The organism is Streptomyces sp. NPDC051172 (genome assembly GCF_040682555.1).
Taxonomy (GTDB): Bacteria; Actinomycetota; Actinomycetes; order Streptomycetales; family Streptomycetaceae; genus Streptomyces.
Genome location: NZ_JBFBBE010000021.1, coordinates 65831 through 85010, shown reverse-complemented (window position 1 = coordinate 85010; position 19180 = coordinate 65831). Strand labels below are relative to the sequence as shown.

Here is a 19180-nt window from a genome sequence, read left to right as displayed (position 1 = left end):
CGAAGGGGACCCGGCAAAGCTACGTAAGCTACGCGTCGATCTCCACGAGAACTACGCGTCGACCTGGACGAGCTTCTGGCCCTGGAAGGTCATGACCTCGAAGTGGTCGATCTCGTTGGGCTTGAGGGCCGCGCCGCCCTGGGCGTAGAGCGGCTGCTTCGCCTCCGGTGTCTTGCCGTTCGGGATGCCGTAGCCCCACTTCGGGACCGACCAGGAGGACATGGTCTCGCGCTCGCCGTTCTTGCCGACGGCGATGAGCGAGCACTTCAGCGGGCCCTTGACGTTGCTGAGCTCGACGACACCCCAGGTGCCCCAGTCCTTCTGCTCCATCGCCACGGTCGCCTTGACCTTGGTGGACGCGTCCGTGGCCGAGACCTTGTCGGAGATGGTGCCGAAGGCAGCCTTGGCTCCGGCCGCCAGCGGTGTGGCGTTCGTGCCCGAGCCGCTGCCGCCGTTGACGGCCATGACCGTCAGCGGGCCGCCGATGATCAGCGCTGCCGCGGCCGCCACCAGGTAGAAGCCCTTGCGGCGCTTCTGTGCCCGGCGCTCGGAGACCTCGTCGACCAGCTTCTCCGCGAGCCGCGGGCTGGGCCTGGCGGACAGGGACTCCCCGATCGCGGGTGAACCGGTCCCCGGCAGATCCGCGAGGGCGGCGAGCATCGGTTCCATCCCGGCCAGCTCGTCGAGCTGCTGGGCGCACCACTCGCAGGTCGCGAGGTGCGCCTCGAAAGCGGTTGCCTCGGCGTCGTCGAGGATGCCGAGAGCGTAGGCGCCGACCGTCTCGTGTTCGCTCGGGCCCGGAGATCCCATCATGGAGCCAGACATACCCGAACCACCTGTACCGAATCCCTGGTTTCCCCCGTAAACACTCATCACGCCGTCACCCCCCGCTCCTCCAGTGCGAGCTTCATGGACCGCAGGGCATAGAACACCCGGGACCGCACCGTGCCGCTGGGAATGCCCAGCGTCTCGGCGGCCTCGTTGACGGTACGCCCCTTGAAATACGTCTCGACGAGCACCTCCCGGTGGGCCGGGGTCAGGTCGTCCAGCGCGTCCGACAGCGTCATCAACCACAGCGCCTTGTCGATCTCGTCCTCCGCGGGGATGACCTCCAGCGGCGACGGATCGACCTCCTGCGGCCGGGCCTGCCGGCTGCGGTGGCCGTCGATGACGATGCGGCGCGCGACCGTCACCAGCCAGGGGCGTACAGATCCGGTCGCCCGATTGAGCTGACCGGCGTTCTTCCAGGCACGGATCAGTGTCTCCTGGACCACGTCCTCGGCGCGCTGCCGGTCTCCGGCGACCAGGCGCAGTACATAGGCAAGGAGAGGTCCGGCGTGCTCGCGATAGAGCGCACGCATCAGCTCCTCATCAGGTTCCGAGGGCTGGGACATGCGATGTCGGGCCCTCGATCCACGTTCATTGGCCACGACGGAATCCTTGCGCACGCCCACCTCCGATGTCCGGGGGTTCCCCCAGTCGGTCGCTCGTCCACGGGTACGGATGTGGGCCGTGTCATGTTCAACGTGAGATGACAGTTTTCTTCTGAGTGACGTGACGAGGCGGACATGGGAGCACATTCCCCCCTCGCGATCTTCACATTTCCGCCGCATTGGCGAGATCGCAACCGCTGCCCATGCCACGGATGAGGTAAACGGTGTGTAATCGAAATCACGTCGACGACTCCTTCGCAGAAGCCGCATAGCGGACGTCAGGCTCGTGTCAGAGCCGCCCGCCGACGGTGCCGGGCCACCCTTTCCCGGTTCCCACAGACCTCACTGGAGCACCAGCGCCTCCTGCGCCCCCGGGACGAATCCACGTAGACGATCGGGCAGTTGTCCCCTTCGCACTGCCGCAGCCCTGCCCGTACGACGGGGTCGGTGAGGAGCTCCACGGCGTCCCGGGCGATCGCCGCGAGCAGCGCCGCGCACTCGGGCGGGCCGTCCAGCTCGCGTACGAGCGAGCCGTCCTCGCCGCGCACGGCGCGTGGGGCGGGAGGCGAGACACGGGCGATCTCGTTCACACGGGCGAGCGCGATGTCGTACGACGGCCGGAGGACTGCCGGCGCAAGTCCGCCGTGCACCAACTGCCCGATCTGTCCGCGCAGTTCACGGAAGCCGACCAGCCAGGACGGGTCGGCGTGGGCCAGCGGGGTGGTCGCGGGGACCAGCCCCGCCCCGGTGATCCAGGCGCACAGCACCTCGAGGGAGTCGAACCGCTCCTCGGGGTGGGTGGTGGCGAGGAGGTCGAGACAGATCCGCCCGGCGTCGAACCGCAGTTCGTACGCGGCCGTGGCCGTACCCAGTGCCATGTGCCTGTCACCGCCTGGCTCGGGAACCTGAGGGCTGAAGCAACCGATCCCTCTTACAGTGCCTTCCCGCTCGCGCGGCCGGAACCCCTCGTGCCGGCGGCGGAGGAGGTGGCGGGTGGACGGCCGCTCATGCGGCTGCGCTTCTCGGCGATGTTCCGGGCGGGCCGCCGTCCGTTGACTGGAGGGCATGACAACCCACAGCAGGAGCACGGGATTCGTACTGGGTGCGGCCACGGTCGCGATGGGCCTGATCGCCGGGGTCTACTGCATCTTCGCGTGCTGCGTGATGCCGGCGCTGGCCCGCAGCGACGACCGGGTCTACGTCGAGGTCATGCGGAACATCAACGACGTGATCCAGAACCCGGTGTTCTTCCTCGGTTTCCTGGGGGCGCCGCTGCTGACGGCGGTGGCCTCGTGGCAGCTGCGCGGGCAGCCGTACCGCTGGTGGGTGTGGGCGGCCCTGGCGGCCTGCGCGCTCGGCTTCCTCACCACGGTCGCCGTCAACATCCCGCTCAACGACGACCTGGCGAACATGACGGATCCGACGGCGGCACGGGAGCACTTCGAGGACGCGTGGGTGGCGTGGAATGTGGTGCGGGCGGTTGTGACGACAGTGGCGCTGGGGTGCTTGGGGCGGGCGCTGGTTCTCTACGGCAGGGTTACGCGCGGCACGTCCGAGCGCCGGGCGGATCATTTCAGCCCGTCCGGCGTTTGAGGACGAGGCCGTTCAGGCCGATCGGGGGCCTGGGGGCGGAGTCCCCAGCGAGGGAGCCCCCACCGCCGGGTGCCTCCTCACACGTCGGCGTACTTCGCGTCGGCCGCCGGATCCAACGCCAGCCGATACCCCCGCTTCACCACCGTCTGGATCAACTTCGGCGCGCCGAGAGCCGTCCGCAGCCGAGCCATCGCGGTCTCCACCGCATGCTCGTCGCGCCCGGCGCCGGGCAGCGCCCGCAGCAGCTCCGACCGGGCCACCACCCAACCCGGCCGCCGCGACAGCGCCCGCAGCAGCGACATTCCGGCGGGCGGTACGGGCTTGAGGTCGCCGTCGACGAGGACCGCATGGCCGCGGATCTCCACCCGGTGCCCGGCGATGGGCAGGGACCGCGCCCGGTTCGGAAGCTCCTGGCACAGCAGCTGGACGAGCGGGCCGAGCCGGAAGCGTTCGGGCTGGATCGTGTCGACGCCGTGGGCCTGCAGCGGCAGCGCGGTGACCGGACCGACGCAGGCCGGCAGGACGTCGTGGTGGAGTGCGGCGAGCAGCTCGGGCAGCAGCCCGCGCTTCTCGGCCCGGTTCAGCAGGGACGCGGCGGCGGGCGCGCTGGTGAAGGTGATCGCGTCCAGCCCCCGGGAGACGGCGGCGTCCAGCAGCCGGTCCACCGGCGCGATGTCCTCCGGCGGCATCCACCGGTACACCGGCACCCCGACGACCTCGCCTCCGGCGGCCCGCAGCGCCTCCACGAACCCGGGCAGCGGCTCGCCGTGCAGCTGTACGGCGATACGGCGCCCGTCGACGCCCTCCTCAAGCAGCCGGTCCAGCACCTCGGCCATGGACTCGCTCGACGGCGACCACTCCTCGGTCAGCCCGGCGGCCCGTATCGCACCCTTGACCTTGGGCCCGCGCGCCAGCAGCTGCACGTGCCGCAGCCGGTCGAGGAGCGGCTCGCCGAGCCCCCACCCCTCGGCGGCCTCGACCCAGCCCCGGAAGCCGATGGCGGTCGTGGCCACCACCACGTCCGGCGCCTGGTCGATCAGGTCCTTCGTCGCCGCCAGCAGTTCGCTGTCGTCGGCGAGCGGCACGATGCGCAGGGCGGGTGCATGCAGGACGGCGGCTCCCCGTCGTTGCAGCAGCGCGCCCAGTTCGTCGGCCCGGCGGGCCGCGGTCACGCCCACGGTGAAGCCCGCCAGGGGGCTCTGCCTGACCGGGTCCGGTCCCTGCTGTTCGTCGTACATGGCTCTCGTCCCCAAGAGTCGTCGTACCTGCAGTACGGCGGTACTGCCTGCAATGCCGATCGAGCCTGTCAACGGTCCGTGACAGGCTCGGTTCGGCTTCATGTCGCTGGTGTTACGTCACACCTCGGCGTAGCTGAGCTGCGGCTTCGCCTCTGCGGCGGCTTCGGACTGCGCCGCTGCTGCCGGGCGCCGAAGGTATACGGCCCAGGTGACCCCGAAGCAGAGGGCGTAGTAGCCGAGGAAGGCGACGAACGCGCCGGTGCCGGAGCCGTAGGAGAGGAAGGACTGGCGGAAGGCCAGGTTGATGCCGACGCCGCCGAGTGCGCCGACCGCGCCGATGAGACCCATGGAGGCGCCGGAGAGCCGACGCCCGTACTTGGCCGCCGCCTCACCTTCCAGCCCCTTGGCGAGGGCCTTGGCCTGGAAGATTCCGGGGATCATCTTGAACGTGGATCCGTTGCCGATGCCGGTGAGCGAGAACAGGACGACGAAGGCGACGACGAACAGCGGCAGCGACTTCTGCATGCTGGCGACGACCAGGACGGCGGTCGCAGCCCCCATGGCGATGTAGTTGTAGAGCGTGATCTTCGCGCCGCCGTACTTGTCGGCGAGCCAGCCGCCCACCGGACGGACCAGCGAGCCGAGCAGCGGGCCCATGAAGGTGAGGTACGTGGCCTGCAGCGGCGTACGGCCGAACTGGTTCGTGAGCACCTGCCCGAAGGCGAAGCTGTAGCCGATGAAGGAGCCGAACGTCCCGATGTAGAGGACGGACATGATCCAGGTGTGGGCGTCCTTCACGGCGTCCTTGGCGGCGCCCGTGTCGTTCTTGACGTTCTCGATGTTGTCCATGAACAGTGCGGCCAGGACGGCGGCGACCACGATCAGCGGGATGTAGATCCCGAGGAGCACGCGCGGCCCGCCGCTCGCGCCGATGACGGCGAGGGCCACGAGTTGGATAGCTGCTACGCCGATGTTGCCGCCGCCGGCGTTGAGGCCGAGCGCCCACCCCTTCTTACGGAGCGGGAAGAAGGCGTTGATGTTGGTCATCGAGGAGGCGAAGTTGCCGCCGCCGATGCCGGCCAGCAGACCGATCCCGAGGAAGGTGTCGAAGGACGTGCCCGGCTTCATCACCGCGAACGCGGCGATCGTCGGGATGAGCAGCAGGCCGGCCGAGATGATCGTCCAGTTCCGGCCGCCGAAGAGAGCCACGGCGAAGGTGTAGGGGACGCGGACGACCGCGCCGACCAGGGTCACCATCGAGGTCAGCAGGAACTTGTCGGCCGGGGTGAGCCCGTACTTCGGGCCCATGAACAGCACCAGCACGGACCACAGGGTCCAGATCGAGAACCCGATGTGCTCGGAGAGGACGGAGAAGTAGAGGTTCCGCTTGGCGATCTTCTCTCCGGTCTCGTTCCAGAAGGTCTCGTCCTCGGGATCCCACTGCTGGATCCAGCGGCCTCCCCTGCTGGGTGCGGGGGCTGTGCTAGGGGCTGTCATGACGCCTCCACGGTGCTCCGGGGCTCGGTCGTGCTTGGGGCAGATGAGCGGTGATGAGTCCCGAAGGTAGGGAGGCAGCGTTTCCGGCCTGTGGCACTGGGTGACCGGAAAGGAACTTTGCTCTCACCCGGCGGCCGGGGCGGATGAGAGGTCTTGCGCCCGTACGTTACGAACGGCTCCCCGCTCGTGAGATGACTCCTGTGAAGGTGACGCGCGAGCGCTCACCGACCGCGGCGGTCGACGGCCGTCAGGTCGATCTCGATGTCGAAGGGCACGGAGACCTTGAGCCTGTCGTGGAAGATGCCGGTGAGGCCGTAGGACTTGGTGGCGGGGTCGAGCTCGTAGACGTACACGACGGGATATCCCTTGTCGTCGTCCTGCTCGACCCGCCAGAAGTGCGGAACGCCTGCGGCCGCGTACTTGCGGGGCTTGACCTCGCGGTCGCGTTGGCGAGAGTCGGCGGAGACGACTTCTACGGCGAGGATGGCGTCCTCGGGGTTGTACCAGGTCTGGTCGGGTCCGGTGGTCGCCTCCAGGGGGAGCACCAGGATGCCCGGCTCGGGCCGGTTCTTCGCATCCAGCTTGACCGTCATCTCCCGCATGACATCCAAGTAGTCCGGCGCCTGGTCCAGGAGGGCGTTGTCCAGCAGACGCAGGGTCAGGTTGCGGAAGCGCGTCTGCGGACTCCTGAAGACAAGGCTCCCGTCGATCAACTCCGTGTGCGGCGGGAGGCCCGGAATCCCGTCGAGGTCGTCCGCGGTCCAGCCTCCGGCGGGCGGAATCGGCCAGCGGTACGCCGGCTCGTCGTCCAGCCCGTCGTCGGATACGGCGCTCATCGGTGCTCCCATGGGACGGAGTCTCGACTGCCGGTTCAGCGTGCCCAGGGGGAATGGCGGTCACCTCACCCCGATGAGTGATCCAAAGCGCCCCTCAGCGATCCGGATGTGGCTCCGCGCTGCCGTCCGACCCCGTTTCGGGCCGCGCATGGAGGACGTCCCGGGCCTGGTCCGCGGCGCGCGCGATGCTCTCGGAGACGAAGTCGAGGAAGCGGGCGATGTTCTCGAGGCGGACGGCGGCCGGGGTGCCGGGGCCGAGGACGGCGACGCCCTGCCGTGCGGTCTCGGCGACCTGGGCGGTGCCGCGGACGCTGGCCATCATCGACTGGTACCAGACGTCGGAGTCGACGACGTAGCGGTCGCGGCGGCGTGCGTCGCGTTCCCGCCGGATCATGCCCTGTTCCTCCAGGAACGCGACCGCCTTGGAGATGGACGCCGGGCTGACCTTGAGCCGCTCGACGAGTTCGGCGGCGGTGAGGCAGCCGGCGTCGCTGAGGCAGACGGCGGCCAGCACCCGGGCCATCATCTGCGGCGTGCCCGACTGCACGAACACGGTGGTGAGCGTCTCCTCGTACGCCCGGACCGCCTCCGCATCGCGCCCGTACGGCTGCGGGGACGCCGGAGAGTTCGGCGTCGCGGTCTGCCTGCGGCGGTGCGCGCGGTGTGCCGTCGCACGGTGCGCGATCTCGGCGCGGTAGGCGGTGGGGCCGCCGTTGCGCAGCACCTCGCGCGTGATGGTCGAGGTCGGACGGTCCAGGCGCCGGGCGATCTCCGCGTAGGCGAGGCCGTCGGCCAGTCCCAGCGCGATCTGCTGGCGGTCCTGCTGGGTGAGTCTGCCTCCGGGCATCGCCTTCTCCTTCGTACGGGCCTCTTCGGCGCCTCCCACTCTAGCGTTCAGCCTCATTCCATTGCAACGAGCGACGCACTGACGTTGCATTAAATTTTGATCCGTTGCAACGATTTATCTGCTCTCACCTGCATTGATTGGAATGTTGCGCAACGAGTCTGTTGCCGGATCTTCGAACGCAACGTAGCTTTCTCTCATCAGAAACAGCTGGCCGACCGAGCGCCCGCTGCATACGAAGGAGAGCACCATGCAGAAGTTCGACACCCCCGCCGCCGTCTCCGCCGTCCTCGACATCCCCGCCGGACGCATCGAGTTCATCGCCGCCGACCGGACCGACACCACCGTCGAGGTCCGGCCCGCCAACGCCTCCAAGAACCGCGATGTGAAGGCGGCCGAGGAGCTGGAGGTCGACTACCGCGACGGTGTGCTGCGGATCGCGGCGAAGCCGGCCAAGAACCAGTACCTCGGCCCCTCCGGATCCGTCGAGGTCACCGTCCAGCTGCCCGCCGGCTCCCGGATCGAGGCGAAGACGGGCAGCGCCGAGCTGCGGACCGTGGGCCGCCTCGGTGACGTCGTCTTCGAAGGCGCCTACCGCCAGATCAAGATCGACGAGGCCGCGAGCCTCCGCCTCACCGCGGTCGACGGCGACGTCGAGGTCGGCCGGCTGGGCGGCCCCGCCGAGATCAGCACCGCCCGCGGCGACATCCGGATCGCCGAGGCCGTGCGCGGCACGGTGACGCTGCGCACCCAGTCCGGCGACATCTCGGTCGGCGCCGCCGCCGGTGTCTCCGCCGTCCTGGACGCCGGCACCGGCCACGGCCGCATCAGCAACGCCCTCAAGAACGACGGCACCGCCGCACTCGACATCCGCGCCACCACCTCCTCCGGTGACATCACCGCCCGCAGCCTCTGACCGCTCGCGGCCTCCCAGCCCTTGAAGGAGCACTCCCCATGACCGACCTGGCCATCGCGGCGAACGGGCTGCGCAAGTACTACGGCGACAAGACCGTCCTGGACGGCATCGACCTGGCCGTCGCGGAAGGAACGATCTTCTCGCTGCTCGGCCCGAACGGCGCCGGCAAGACCACCGCAGTCAAGATCCTCTCCACTCTGATCAGCGCCGACGCCGGCGACCTGTACGTCGGCGGGCACAGCCTCGCCACCGACGCGCAGGCCGTGCGCGCCGCGATCGGCGTCACGGGGCAGTTCTCCGCCGTCGACAACCTGATCACCGGTGAGGAGAACATGCTCCTGATGGCGGACCTGCACCACCTCTCCAAGCGAGAGGGGCGGCAGGTCACCGCCGAACTACTGGAGCGCTTCGACCTCACCGAGGCCGCGAAGAAGCCCGCCTCCACCTACTCCGGCGGCATGAAGCGCCGCCTCGACATCGCCATGACCCTGGTCGGCAGTCCGCGGATCATCTTCCTCGACGAGCCGACCACCGGGCTCGACCCGCGCTCGCGGCACACCATGTGGCAGATCATCCGCGACCTCGTCACCGGCGACGGCGTGACCGTCTTCCTCACCACCCAGTACCTGGACGAGGCCGACGAGCTCGCCGACCGTATCGCCGTCCTCCACGACGGCAGGATCGCCGCCGAAGGCACCGCCGCCCAGCTCAAGCGGATCGTCCCCGGCGGCCACGTCCGGCTCCGCTTCACCGACCCGGCCGCGTATCAGAGCGCCGCCTCCGCCCTCGGTGAGGCGGCCCGGGACGACGAAGCCCTCGCCCTGCAGATCCCCAGCGACGGCAGCCAGCGCGAACTGCGTTCCATCCTCGACTGGCTGGACTCGGCCGGTGTCGAGGCCGACGAGCTGACCGTGCACACCCCCGACCTCGACGACGTCTTCTTCGCCCTGACCAGCAGCACCCGGCCCGAGGAGGCCCTGCAATGAGCACCCCTACGGCTCCCGCCCGCCCGACCCGGATCTCCCTCGCCCTGCGCGACTCGTCCACGATGCTGCGCCGCAACCTGCTGCACGCCCGGCGCTACCCGTCGCTCACCCTGAACCTGCTCCTCACCCCGGTCATGCTGTTGCTGCTCTTCGTCTACATCTTCGGTGACGCGATGAGCGCGGGCCTCGGCGGCGGCGCCGACCGCTCCGCCTACATCGCCTACCTGGTGCCGGGCCTGCTGCTGATGACCGTCGGCTCCACCACGATCGGCACCGCGGTGTCCGTCTCCACGGACATGACCGAGGGCATCATCGCCCGCTTCCGCACCATGGCCATCCACCGCGGCTCGGTGCTCATCGGGCACGTCGTCGGCAGCGTGCTGCAGTGCCTGATGAGCGTGGTCCTGGTCGGCGCCGTCGCCGTTGCCATCGGCTTCCGCTCCACCGACGCCACCGTCCTGGAGTGGGTCGCCGCCTTCGGGCTGATCACGCTGTTCTCCCTGGCGCTCACCTGGATCGCGGTCGGGATGGGCCTGGTCAGCCCGAACGCCGAGGCCGCCAGCAACAACGCGATGCCGCTGATCTTCCTCCCGCTCATCTCCAGCACCTTCGTCCCCCTGCACACCATGCCGGGCTGGTTCCAGCCGATCGCCCAGTATCAGCCCTTCACTCCCGCCATCGAGACCCTGCGCGGACTCCTCCTCGGCACCCCGATCGGCCACAACGGGTGGCTCGCCATCGCCTGGTGCGTCGGCCTCGCGGTCCTCGGCTACTTCTGGTCGGCGTCGAAGTTCAACAGCGACCCGAAGTAACGGCCATGACAGCGCGGGCCACCCCGCAAACCCGTCCCACCCCAGGGCGGCGTGCACCGACAACCCGTCGGAGTGCGCCGCCCCGTTCGTGTCCGGTCAGCGCCTGCGCCGGGCCCCGGCGGGCAGGACGTCCGCATCGATGTCTGGAAGCCATCCACCAGAGGGCACCCGAAGCCACGCCTCCTCCGCTGAGAGTTCGGCCGCCGCCCGTCGAAGCGCATCGAATCCGGGGTGCACCAGCCCCTTCCGCCACACAAGTGACACGGGCGACAGAGGCACAGGATCGATCAAGGGCCGCAACACCCTCCCAGGCATCGCCGGGAAATCCACCACGGCGAGAATCGGGTTGCGGGTCTTGGCCATGATCCGCTCGAACTCCTCCTCCCCGACGGCCAGCGGAACGGGCGGCGCGATCTCGATGCCCCGCCCGTCGAACAGCCGGCGGGCCAGATCCGTCCACTCCGGTGTCCGCGGATTTCCCGCCCCCGCGTACACCGTCTCCCCCGCCAGTGCGGCGAGCGGCACCGCGTCGAGCGCCGCCAGCCGGTGGTCCTCGGGCAGCACGACCGCCATCGGCTCGTAGCGCACGGGCTGGTGCTCCAGCCGGGCCCGCAGCACCGGGTCCAGGCCCGCGAACCGGCCGAACGACGCGTCCAGCCGCCCGGCCAGCAGTTCTTCCGCCGCGCCGGTCAGACCGCTCTCGTAACGCGCCATCAGCTCGTGGTCCGGGGCGAGTTCACGGGCCCGGTGCAGGACGCGGCGCGCGGTGGCCGCGCCCCGGTAGTTGAGGTCGACCAACAGGGGCCTGGCCTGCCCGAAGGCGGCCAGCAGCTCGTCCTGCGCCTGCAGCACCCGTTGCGCGTACGGCACCAGCCGCTCACCGTCGGCCGTCAGCGTCACCTGCCGGGTGCTGCGCACGAACAGCTCGGCACCCAACTCCAGCTCCAGGCGCCGCACATCCCGGCTGAGCGCCTGCTGGGCGACGTAGAGCCGGGCGGCGGCTCGCGTGAAGTGCAGTTCCTCGGCGACGGCGAGGAAGGCACTCAGGAGGCGGGGGTCGAGACGACAGGGCGCGGACATTCGGCGAACCTACAACAGGACTTACAACACAGGTGCGTGAATCGGCGCGGAGTAGGTGTTGGACCCCTTGATCACCTACGGGCGACCGTGGTGCCCATGCCGCAACCGACCCCCGGGAAAGCCCCGTTGTTCACCGTCACCGCCGACACCCTCGTCGCCGTCGACTTCAGCCCCCGTACCGGCAACCGCCCGCCCGGTCCCTACCGCCGCCTTTTCGCCACCCCCGGCGCCCGCGCCTTCACTCTCGGGAATCTGCTGGCCCGGCTGCCCATGGGCATGTTCAGTGTGAGCGCGGTCGTGATGATCGCGGGTGCGCGCGGTTCGTACGCCCTCGCCGGCGCCGTCACCGCGACCGGCCTCGCGACGACGGCCCTGGTGGCCCCGTGGACCGCGCGGCTCGTCGACCGGCACGGCCAGGCCCGTATCGCCGTACCCGCCACGGTGATCGCGGCCCTCGGCTCCCTGGCCCTCCTGCTCTGCGTGCACTTCGACGCCCCCGCCTGGACCCTGTTCGCCTGCTATGCCGCCACCGCGACGACCCCGAACACCGGCGGCATGTCCCGCGCCCGCTGGGCCCATCTGCTGAAGGGCGACGACGGTGCGCTGCACACCGCGAACTCCTTCGAACAGGCCGCCGACGAGCTCTGTTTCATGCTGGGCCCGGTGCTCGCGGCCTTCCTCTGCGGGACGTTCTTCCCGGAGGCGGGCACGCTGGTCGGGGCGGTGCTGCTGCTGACCGGCATGCTGCTGTTCGCCGCGCAGCGCTCGACCGAGCCGCCCGTGCAGCGGCACGCTCGCGCCAGGTCCCCGTTCCGCGCGCCCGGCATGCCCCCGCTGCTTGCCGTCTGCCTGGCCATGGGCGCGGTGTTCGGCTCCATGGAGGTCGTCACGATCGCGTTCGCGGACGCACAGGGACACCGTTCGGCGGCGGGCGTCGCGCTCGCGCTGCAGGCAGCGGGTTCGTGCGCGGCGGGACTGCTGTACGGAGCCTTCAAGCCGCGCGGTTCCGCCGGCGCCCGCCTGCCCTGGTGCATCGCCGCGATGACCACCCTGATGACGCTCCCCCTCCTCGCCGCCGCCCTCACCGGCTCGCTCCTGCTGCTGGCCGGCGCGCTGCTGGTCGCGGGCATGGCGACCGCCCCGACCATGGTCACGACGATGACGCTGGTGCAGCAGCGCACCCCCGAGGGCCGCCTCAACGAGGGCATGACCCTCGCGGTGACCGGCCTGCTCGGCGGAATCGCCTGCGGCTCCGCGACCGGCGGCTGGCTGGTGGACCGCCTGTCCCCGACAGCGGGATTCGGAGTGCCGGTGACGGCGGCGGCCGCAGCGCTGCTGATCGCCGGTGCGCTGATGCGCCCCGTAAGGGGCGCGGGGAACTGCGCCGCCAGCCCCCACCGGCCCGCGGGTTGATAACGGCCCGTCCCGCGAAGCATTTCTCGCGCAAGCCATTGACGCACCCACAGCGCCCGCATACCTTCGCCCGTCGAAGCGCTTCGACGTCACGCATCGAATCGATTCGACGACCGAATCCCTCCGCCGCGTGACACCCCCGAATACCCATCCGGCTCTCCTGGAGGCACGGGATGTTGACGGCACGAAGGCGTGTGATGACGGTCACGGCCGCGCTCCTCGGCGGATCGCTGCTGGTCACGGCATGCGGCGGCTCGGGCAGCGGGTCCTCCGACGCCAAGACACTCAAGCTCTGGCACTTCGAGGGCCCCGACAGCGCGATGGGCGTGGCCTGGAACGAGGCGATCAAAGAGTTCGAGGCGAGGCATCCGGGCGTCAAGGTGAAGTTCGAGGAGAAGGGCTTCGAACAGATCCAGAAGACGGCGCCCATGATCCTGAACTCCTCGGACGTGCCCGACGTCATGGAGTACAGCAAGGGCAACGCGACCGCGGGCACCCTCGCGAAGCAGGGCCTGCTGACCGATCTGACGGCCGAGGCGACCAAGCGCGGCTGGGACAAGAAGCTCAGCGCGGGCGTCCGTACGACCAGCATGTACGACACGAACGGAGTCATGGGCTCCGGCAACTGGTACGGCGTGCCCAACTACGCCGAGTACACGATGGTCTACTACAACAAGGACCTCTTCAAGAAGTACGGGATCACCGAGCCGAAGACGTTCGACGAACTGACCGCCGCCATGGACAAGTTCGTCGCCAAGGGCGTCACCCCGCTCGCCAACGCGGGCGCCGAGTACATGGCCCAGCAGTACCTCTACCAGCTGGCCCTCTCCAAGGCCGACCGCTCCTGGGTCGACAAGTACCAGCTGTACAAGGGCAAGACCGACTTCCACGACCAGGCCTGGACGTACGGGGCCACCACCTTCGCCGACTGGGTGAAGAAGGGCTACATCAGCAAGAACTCCACCAGCACCAAATCCGAGGACGCGGGCGTGTCCTGGATCCAGGGCAAGGCGCCGATCCTCTTCTCCGGCAGCTGGTGGTACGGCCGCTTCCAGCGGGAGGCCAAGTTCGACTGGGACACCACCCTGTGGCCCGGCTCGAATCTGACCCCGGGCTCCGGCGGGAACATCTGGGTGGTCCCCAAGAACGCCAAGAACAAGGACCTGGCCTACGACTTCATCGACATCACCATGTCGAAGAAGATCCAGAACCTGCTCGGCAACAAGGGCGGCGTCCCGGTCGCGGCCGACGCCTCCGCCATCACGGACCCGAAGTCCAAGCAGCTCATCGCCAACTTCAACACCCTCAGCGGACGTGACAGCCTGGCCTTCTACCCGGACTGGCCGGTGAACGGCTTCTACGACGTCCTCACCTCCGAGACGCAGAAGCTGATGACGGGCAGCGAGAAACCGGACGCCTACCTCAGCGCACTGCAGCAGGCCTACGACAAGGGCGCGCCGACGAAATGACGGTGACCGTCGAACGGGGTGCGCGGGCCGCCGGCAAGCACCCGGACACCGGCCCGCGCCGCCCCCGTACCCGCGACTCGTACGCCCTGTTCCTGCTCCCCGGCATCCTGGCCTTCACGGCGATCATCGTCGTCCCGTTCCTGATGAACACGGGCGTGAGCTTCACCCAGTGGCAGGGCATCGGCAGCCCCAAGTGGACCGGTCTCGCCAACTACCGCGAGCTGATGGACGATGCGGAGTTCTGGGCGTCGTTCCGGCACAGCCTGTTCATGGTCGTCGCCATGGCGGCCGTACCGACGATGATCGGTCTCGTCCTGGCGGCCGCGCTGTTCGACTACATCGGCAAGCACTTCGGATCCCGGTGGGCCGCGGTGCTGCGTGCCTGCTTCTACCTCCCGCAGGTACTGCCGATCGCGGTCGCCGGCATCGTCTGGAGCTGGATCCTCGCCCCCGACAACGGCTCCCTCAACGAACTGCTGAAGGCGGTCGGGCTGGGCTCCTGGCAGCAGGACTGGCTCGGCGACCCCGACATCGCGCTGTACAGCGTCATGGGGGTCATGGTCTGGGTGCAGATCGGGTTCCCGCTGGTCGTCTTCATGGCGGGCCTGCAGCGCGTCGACCCGCAGCTGTACGAGGCGGCCGAGCTGGACGGCGCGGGCTGGTGGCGCCGCTTCTGGCACATCACACTGCCGCAGATCCGCCCGGAGATCTACGTGGTCCTGACCTGGTGCACGATCGCCGCGCTCAAGGTTTTCGGCGCGGTGTACGTGCTGACCAAGGGCGGTCCGGGGGGAGCGACCGACGTGCCGTCCTACTTCTCCTTCTCCACCTTCTTCGAGAAGACCCAGGTCGGCTACGGCGCCGCGATCTCCACGATCCTCACGGTGATCATCCTGGTGCTCTCCCTCGTCCTCCTGAAGCTCCAGACCCGCGACGAGGAAGGGGACCGCGCATGACGACCTCCCTGCGCCGCTACCCGGTGCTGATCGCGCTGTGCATCGCGGCCCTGTTCATGGTGGTGCCGTTCCTGATCGTCGCCGTCAACGCGTTCAAATCGCCGGCCGAGTACTCCCAGAACGGCCCGCTCAGCCTGCCCGAGGGGCTGTATCTGGACGGTCTCAAGAGCTTCTGGCAGCGCGTCGACTTCGGCCAGAAGCTGGTCAACTCGGTGCTGATCAGCGGCTCGGTGGCCGTGCTCGCGGTGATCCTCTCCGTCCTCAACGCGTACGCCATCGGGATCGGCCGGATCAAGGGCCGCACCTGGGTCCTGGCCTTCTTCGTGCTCGCCAACATGCTGCCCCAGGAGGCGCTGGTCTACCCGGTCTACTACCTGAGCAAGCAGACCGGTCTGTACGACACCAGGCTGAGCGTGATCATCGTCTTCACGGTGATCCAGGCGGCCTTCGGTACCTATCTGCTCTCGTCGGTCCTGGGCCAGTTCCCCCGAGAGATCATCGAGGCGGCCCGCATCGACGGTGCGAACAGGTGGCAGGTGCTGTGGCGGATCGTCGTCCCGGTCAGCCGGCCGACCATCGGCGTGCTCCTGGTCTTCTTCTTCATCTGGACCTGGAACGAGTTCCTGCTTCCCCTGGTGATGCTGATCTCCAACGACAACCAGACGGTGTCGGTGGCCCTCGGCGTCCTCCAGGGCCAGCGCCTGATGGACGCCACGATGACCAATGCGGCGGCCCTGCTCGGCGTCCTCCCGGCGATCGTGTTCTTCCTCGTCTTCCAACGGACCCTCACCCGCGGCATCGCCGTAGGTGCTGTGAAGTAAGGACCCCCCACGTGAAGTTCACCGATGGTTACTGGCTGCTGCGCGAGGGAGTCACCGCGGCCCACCCCGTCGAGGTCCTCGACGTCAGCGCCACTGGGGGCACCCCCTCTGGGGGAGGCTCGCTGGAGATCCATGCGCCGACCCAGCCCATCCGCCACCGCGGCGACCTGCTGAAGGGACCGGTCGTGACGATCAGCGCGCACACCCCGATGCCCGACGTCATCGGCCTCACCTTCACCCACTTCGAGGGCGAGCAGTCACGCGGCCCTGAATTCGACATCAGCGGACAGGAGTTCGCCCCACAGGTCGGGTACGACGAGGAGCACGCGACCCTCACCTCCGGCGCGCTGTCGGTCCGAGTGGCCCGCACCGGCCCCTGGCATGTCGACTTCCTCGCCGACGGCCGCATCCTCACCTCCAGCGGCCCCAAGGGCATGGGCATCATGCGGAACGCGGAGGGGGCGCACTACCTGCGGGAACAGCTGGGCCTCGGGGTCGGTACGTCCGTCTACGGCCTCGGCGAGCGCTTCGGCCCGCTCGTCAAGAACGGCCAGGTCGTCGACATCTGGAACGCCGACGGCGGCACGGCCACCGAACAGGCCTACAAGAACGTCCCGTTCTATCTGACGGACGGGGGCTACGGCGTCTTCGTCGACCACCCGGGCAAGGTGTCCTTCGAGGTCGGCTCGGAGGCGGTGTCCCGGGTCCAGTTCAGCGCGGAGACGCAGGAGCTGACGTACTACGTCATCTACGGCCCCGGTCCCAAGGAGATCCTCCGCAAGTACACGGCCCTCACCGGCCGCCCGGCCCTGCCGCCCGCCTGGTCGTTCGGCCTGTGGCTGTCGACGTCCTTCACGACCTCGTACGACGAGGAGACGGTGACGTCCTTCATCGAGGGCATGCGGGAGCGTGAACTCCCGCTCTCCGTCTTCCACTTCGACTGCTTCTGGATGCGGGAGTTCCAGTGGTGCGACTTCGAGTGGGACCCGCGGGTCTTCCCGGACCCGGAGGGAATGCTGGCCAGGCTGAAGGCACGCGGCCTGCGCGTGTGCGTGTGGATCAACCCGTACATCGCCCAGCGCTCGCCCCTGTTCGCTGAGGGCAAGGCGCTCGGCCATCTGCTGAAGCGGCCCGACGGAAGCGTCTGGCAGTGGGACATGTGGCAGCCGGGCATGGCGCTGGTCGACTTCACCAGCCCGGCCGCCCGCGACTGGTACGCCTCGAAGCTGGAGGCGCTGCTCGCGCAGGGCGTCGACTGCTTCAAGACCGACTTCGGCGAGCGGGTGCCGGTGGACGTGGCGTGGTCCGACGGCTCCGACCCGGAGCGGATGCACAACTACTACACGTACCTTTACAACCGCACCGTCTTCGACGTGCTGCGCAAGCACCGCGGCGAGGGCGAGGCCGTGCTCTTCGCCCGCTCGGCGACGGCCGGCAGCCAGAAGTTCCCCGTGCACTGGGGCGGCGACTGCGAGGCGACCTACGAGTCGATGGCCGAGTCGCTGCGCGGCGGCCTTTCGCTGGGCCTGTCCGGCTTCGGCTACTGGAGCCATGACATCGGCGGTTTCGAGGGCACCCCGACCCCCGCCCTGTTCAAGCGGTGGCTGGCCTTCGGGCTGCTGTCCTCCCACAGCCGGCTGCACGGCAGCTCCTCGTACCGCGTGCCCTGGCTGTTCGACGAGGAGTCCGTGGACGTGCTGCGCCAGTTCACCCGGCTGAAGCTGCAGCTCATGCCGTATCTGTACGAGGCCGCGCGCACCGCCCACACCGAGGGCGTGCCGATGATGCGGGCGATGGTGCTGGAGTTCCCGGACGATCCGGGGTGCGCGCATCTGGAGCGGCAGTACATGCTGGGGCCGGATCTGCTGGTCGCACCGGTGTTCGACGACGAGGGGGATGTGTCCTACTACGTGCCCGAGGGCACCTGGACGCACTTCCTGAGCGGGCGGACGGTGACCGGGCCGCGCTGGGTGCGCGAGCGGCACGGCTTCCTGAGCGTGCCCCTGCTGGTACGGCCGGGGACGGTGATCCCGGTGGGCGCGGTGGCCGACCGGCCCGACTACGACCATGCCGACGGGGTCACCCTGCGAACCTACGACCTGGAGCGGGGCACTCAGGTGACGGTGCCGGTGGGGGACGTGACCTTCACCGTCGTACGGGAAGGCGACACGCTGCGGGCCTCGTGCAGTGAGCCGGTGGCCGAGTGGAGTCTGGCCGCCGGGGAGCGGTCGGCGCGGGCGCAGGCGGGTACCGGGTTCCTCTCCCTGGAGCTGGGCTGATGGTGAAGATCACCGATGTGGCGCGGCACGCCGGGGTCTCCCCCAGCACCGTCTCCTACGCGCTCAGCGGCAAGCGCCCGATCTCCGAGGAGACCCGGCAGCGGGTCGAGGCGGCCGCCCGCGAGCTGGGCTACCGGCCGCACGCGGGCGCCCGCGCCCTGGCCAGCAGCCGGTCGAACGTCCTGGCTCTCGTGATCCCCTTACGGGCGGGCATCCATGTCCCGGTGGTGATGCAGTTCGCGGTGTCGGTGGTGACGACGGCTCGCAAGCACGACCACGACGTGCTGCTGCTGACGCAGGAGGAGGGCGAGGACGGCCTCAGGCGGGTGGCGGACACGGCGCTGGTCGACGCGCTGATCGTGATGGACGTCCAGCTCCGTGAGCCCCGGCTGCCGTTGCTGCGCTCGCTGGAACGGCCGTCCGTGCTGATCGGCTTCCCGGCCGACTCCGAGGGCCTGACCTGCATCGACCTCGACTTCAAGGCGGCCGGCGAGGCGTGCGTGGAGCATCTGGCGCGGCTCGGGCACCGGGTGGTGGCGCTGGTCGGCTCGCCGCCGGAGGTGTACGTACGGCAGACCGCGTTCGCCCAGCGGGTGGTGCAGGGCTTCACGGCCGCCGCCGACCGCAGCGGGCTGTCCTCCTCCGTGCACCCCTGCGAGGCCTCGCCCGCGGCCGCCCGGCTGGTGGCCGGGCAACTCCTGCGCGAACACCCCGCGTTGACGGGAGTGGTCGTCCACAACGAGCCGATCCTCGAACCGCTCATCGAGGCCTTCGAGCAGCTCGGCCTGCGGGTCCCCGGCGACCTCTCCGTCACCGCCATCTGCCCCGACGAACTCGCCGAGTCCGTCCGCGTACCGGTCACCTCCGTCGCCCTGCCGTCCGCCGAGGTGGGCGAGCGGGCGGTGGAGCTCCTGATGAAGAAGCTGGGCGGCAGCACCGTACCCGAGGCGACGCTGCTGCCACCGCGGCTGACGGAGCGGGCGAGCACCGCGCCGCGTAACGCCTGA

General features: G+C 69.4%; 18 protein-coding genes. 10 read left to right on the top strand and 8 right to left on the bottom strand.

Translation table 11 applies throughout. The annotated features are described in order from the left end of the window. Window positions 1-51: 51 nt before the first annotated feature. The 3 genes from AB0N07_RS15620 to AB0N07_RS15610 all read right to left on the bottom strand — a co-directional run bounded on the left by AB0N07_RS15620 (window position 52) and on the right by AB0N07_RS15610 (window position 2311). A complete protein-coding gene (locus AB0N07_RS15620) occupies window positions 52-825 on the bottom strand; it encodes a zf-HC2 domain-containing protein (RefSeq protein WP_365835119.1) in 774 nt (257 codons plus the stop codon). A 47-nt stretch (window positions 826-872) separates the two neighbouring features. Beyond that, window positions 873-1394: a sigma-70 family RNA polymerase sigma factor gene (locus AB0N07_RS15615; RefSeq protein WP_010039908.1), complete on the bottom strand. Its 522-nt coding sequence runs from the start codon at window positions 1392-1394 to the stop codon at window positions 873-875. 317 nt (window positions 1395-1711) lie between these two features. Continuing rightward, window positions 1712-2311 (bottom strand): ABATE domain-containing protein, encoded by a 600-nt coding sequence (locus tag AB0N07_RS15610; protein ID WP_365835117.1) that lies wholly within the window; start codon window positions 2309-2311, stop codon window positions 1712-1714. A 187-nt stretch (window positions 2312-2498) separates the two neighbouring features. Between AB0N07_RS15610 and AB0N07_RS15605 the strand changes: the two genes are divergently transcribed. Then, the gene (locus AB0N07_RS15605) at window positions 2499-3026 is read left to right on the top strand and encodes an anthrone oxygenase family protein (RefSeq protein ID WP_365835115.1); all 528 of its coding nucleotides are present in this window, start codon (window positions 2499-2501) and stop codon (window positions 3024-3026) included. Window positions 3027-3103: 77 nt separating this feature from the next. Here the strand turns inward: AB0N07_RS15605 and AB0N07_RS15600 are convergent, their stop codons facing one another. From AB0N07_RS15600 to AB0N07_RS15585, 4 genes are all read right to left on the bottom strand, one after another. Further along, window positions 3104-4264: a uroporphyrinogen-III synthase gene (locus tag AB0N07_RS15600; protein WP_365835113.1), complete on the bottom strand. Its 1161-nt coding sequence runs from the start codon at window positions 4262-4264 to the stop codon at window positions 3104-3106. Between the two features lie 117 nt (window positions 4265-4381). Next, window positions 4382-5761 carry a nitrate/nitrite transporter gene (locus tag AB0N07_RS15595; protein ID WP_365835111.1) on the bottom strand — a complete coding sequence of 460 codons (1380 nt, stop codon included), beginning with the start codon at window positions 5759-5761 and terminating at the stop codon, window positions 4382-4384. 221 nt (window positions 5762-5982) lie between these two features. Then, window positions 5983-6597 (bottom strand): Uma2 family endonuclease, encoded by a 615-nt coding sequence (locus AB0N07_RS15590; protein ID WP_365835109.1) that lies wholly within the window; start codon window positions 6595-6597, stop codon window positions 5983-5985. Between the two features lie 94 nt (window positions 6598-6691). After that, entirely contained in the window at window positions 6692-7444 is a 753-nt protein-coding gene (locus tag AB0N07_RS15585; protein WP_365835107.1) for a helix-turn-helix domain-containing protein, read from the bottom strand. A 247-nt stretch (window positions 7445-7691) separates the two neighbouring features. On the opposite strand from AB0N07_RS15585, the gene AB0N07_RS15580 reads away from it, so the two are divergent. The 3 genes from AB0N07_RS15580 to AB0N07_RS15570 are packed head-to-tail and all read left to right on the top strand — an operon-like array spanning window position 7692 to window position 10155. Continuing rightward, window positions 7692-8357: a DUF4097 family beta strand repeat-containing protein gene (locus AB0N07_RS15580; RefSeq protein ID WP_365835105.1), complete on the top strand. Its 666-nt coding sequence runs from the start codon at window positions 7692-7694 to the stop codon at window positions 8355-8357. A 38-nt stretch (window positions 8358-8395) separates the two neighbouring features. Next, window positions 8396-9343 (top strand): ATP-binding cassette domain-containing protein, encoded by a 948-nt coding sequence (locus tag AB0N07_RS15575; RefSeq protein WP_365835103.1) that lies wholly within the window; start codon window positions 8396-8398, stop codon window positions 9341-9343. Continuing rightward, window positions 9340-10155 carry an ABC transporter permease gene (locus AB0N07_RS15570; RefSeq protein ID WP_365835101.1) on the top strand — a complete coding sequence of 272 codons (816 nt, stop codon included), beginning with the start codon at window positions 9340-9342 and terminating at the stop codon, window positions 10153-10155. The genes AB0N07_RS15575 and AB0N07_RS15570 overlap by 4 nt, the downstream gene beginning before the upstream one ends. 96 nt (window positions 10156-10251) lie before the next feature. Here the strand turns inward: AB0N07_RS15570 and AB0N07_RS15565 are convergent, their stop codons facing one another. Continuing rightward, complete coding sequence (locus AB0N07_RS15565) at window positions 10252-11235, bottom strand: LysR family transcriptional regulator (protein ID WP_365835099.1); 984 nt, start codon at window positions 11233-11235, stop codon at window positions 10252-10254. 96 nt (window positions 11236-11331) lie between these two features. Here AB0N07_RS15565 and AB0N07_RS15560 point away from each other — a divergent pair, with 96 nt between their 5' ends. The 6 genes from AB0N07_RS15560 to AB0N07_RS15535 all read left to right on the top strand — a co-directional run bounded on the left by AB0N07_RS15560 (window position 11332) and on the right by AB0N07_RS15535 (window position 19180). After that, window positions 11332-12648 (top strand): MFS transporter, encoded by a 1317-nt coding sequence (locus tag AB0N07_RS15560; protein WP_365835097.1) that lies wholly within the window; start codon window positions 11332-11334, stop codon window positions 12646-12648. Between the two features lie 173 nt (window positions 12649-12821). Beyond that, window positions 12822-14117, top strand: coding sequence for an extracellular solute-binding protein (locus tag AB0N07_RS15555; protein WP_365835095.1), 1296 nt, complete (start codon window positions 12822-12824; stop codon window positions 14115-14117). Further along, a complete protein-coding gene (locus AB0N07_RS15550) occupies window positions 14114-15073 on the top strand; it encodes a sugar ABC transporter permease (protein WP_365835093.1) in 960 nt (319 codons plus the stop codon). Before AB0N07_RS15555 ends, AB0N07_RS15550 begins: the two co-directional genes overlap by 4 nt. Further along, window positions 15070-15894 carry a carbohydrate ABC transporter permease gene (locus tag AB0N07_RS15545; RefSeq protein WP_365835091.1) on the top strand — a complete coding sequence of 275 codons (825 nt, stop codon included), beginning with the start codon at window positions 15070-15072 and terminating at the stop codon, window positions 15892-15894. Before AB0N07_RS15550 ends, AB0N07_RS15545 begins: the two co-directional genes overlap by 4 nt. An 11-nt stretch (window positions 15895-15905) precedes the next feature. Next, a complete protein-coding gene (gene yicI, locus AB0N07_RS15540) occupies window positions 15906-18173 on the top strand; it encodes an alpha-xylosidase (RefSeq protein ID WP_365835089.1) in 2268 nt (755 codons plus the stop codon). Further along, window positions 18173-19180, top strand: coding sequence for a LacI family DNA-binding transcriptional regulator (locus AB0N07_RS15535; protein WP_365835087.1), 1008 nt, complete (start codon window positions 18173-18175; stop codon window positions 19178-19180). The genes yicI and AB0N07_RS15535 overlap by 1 nt, the downstream gene beginning before the upstream one ends.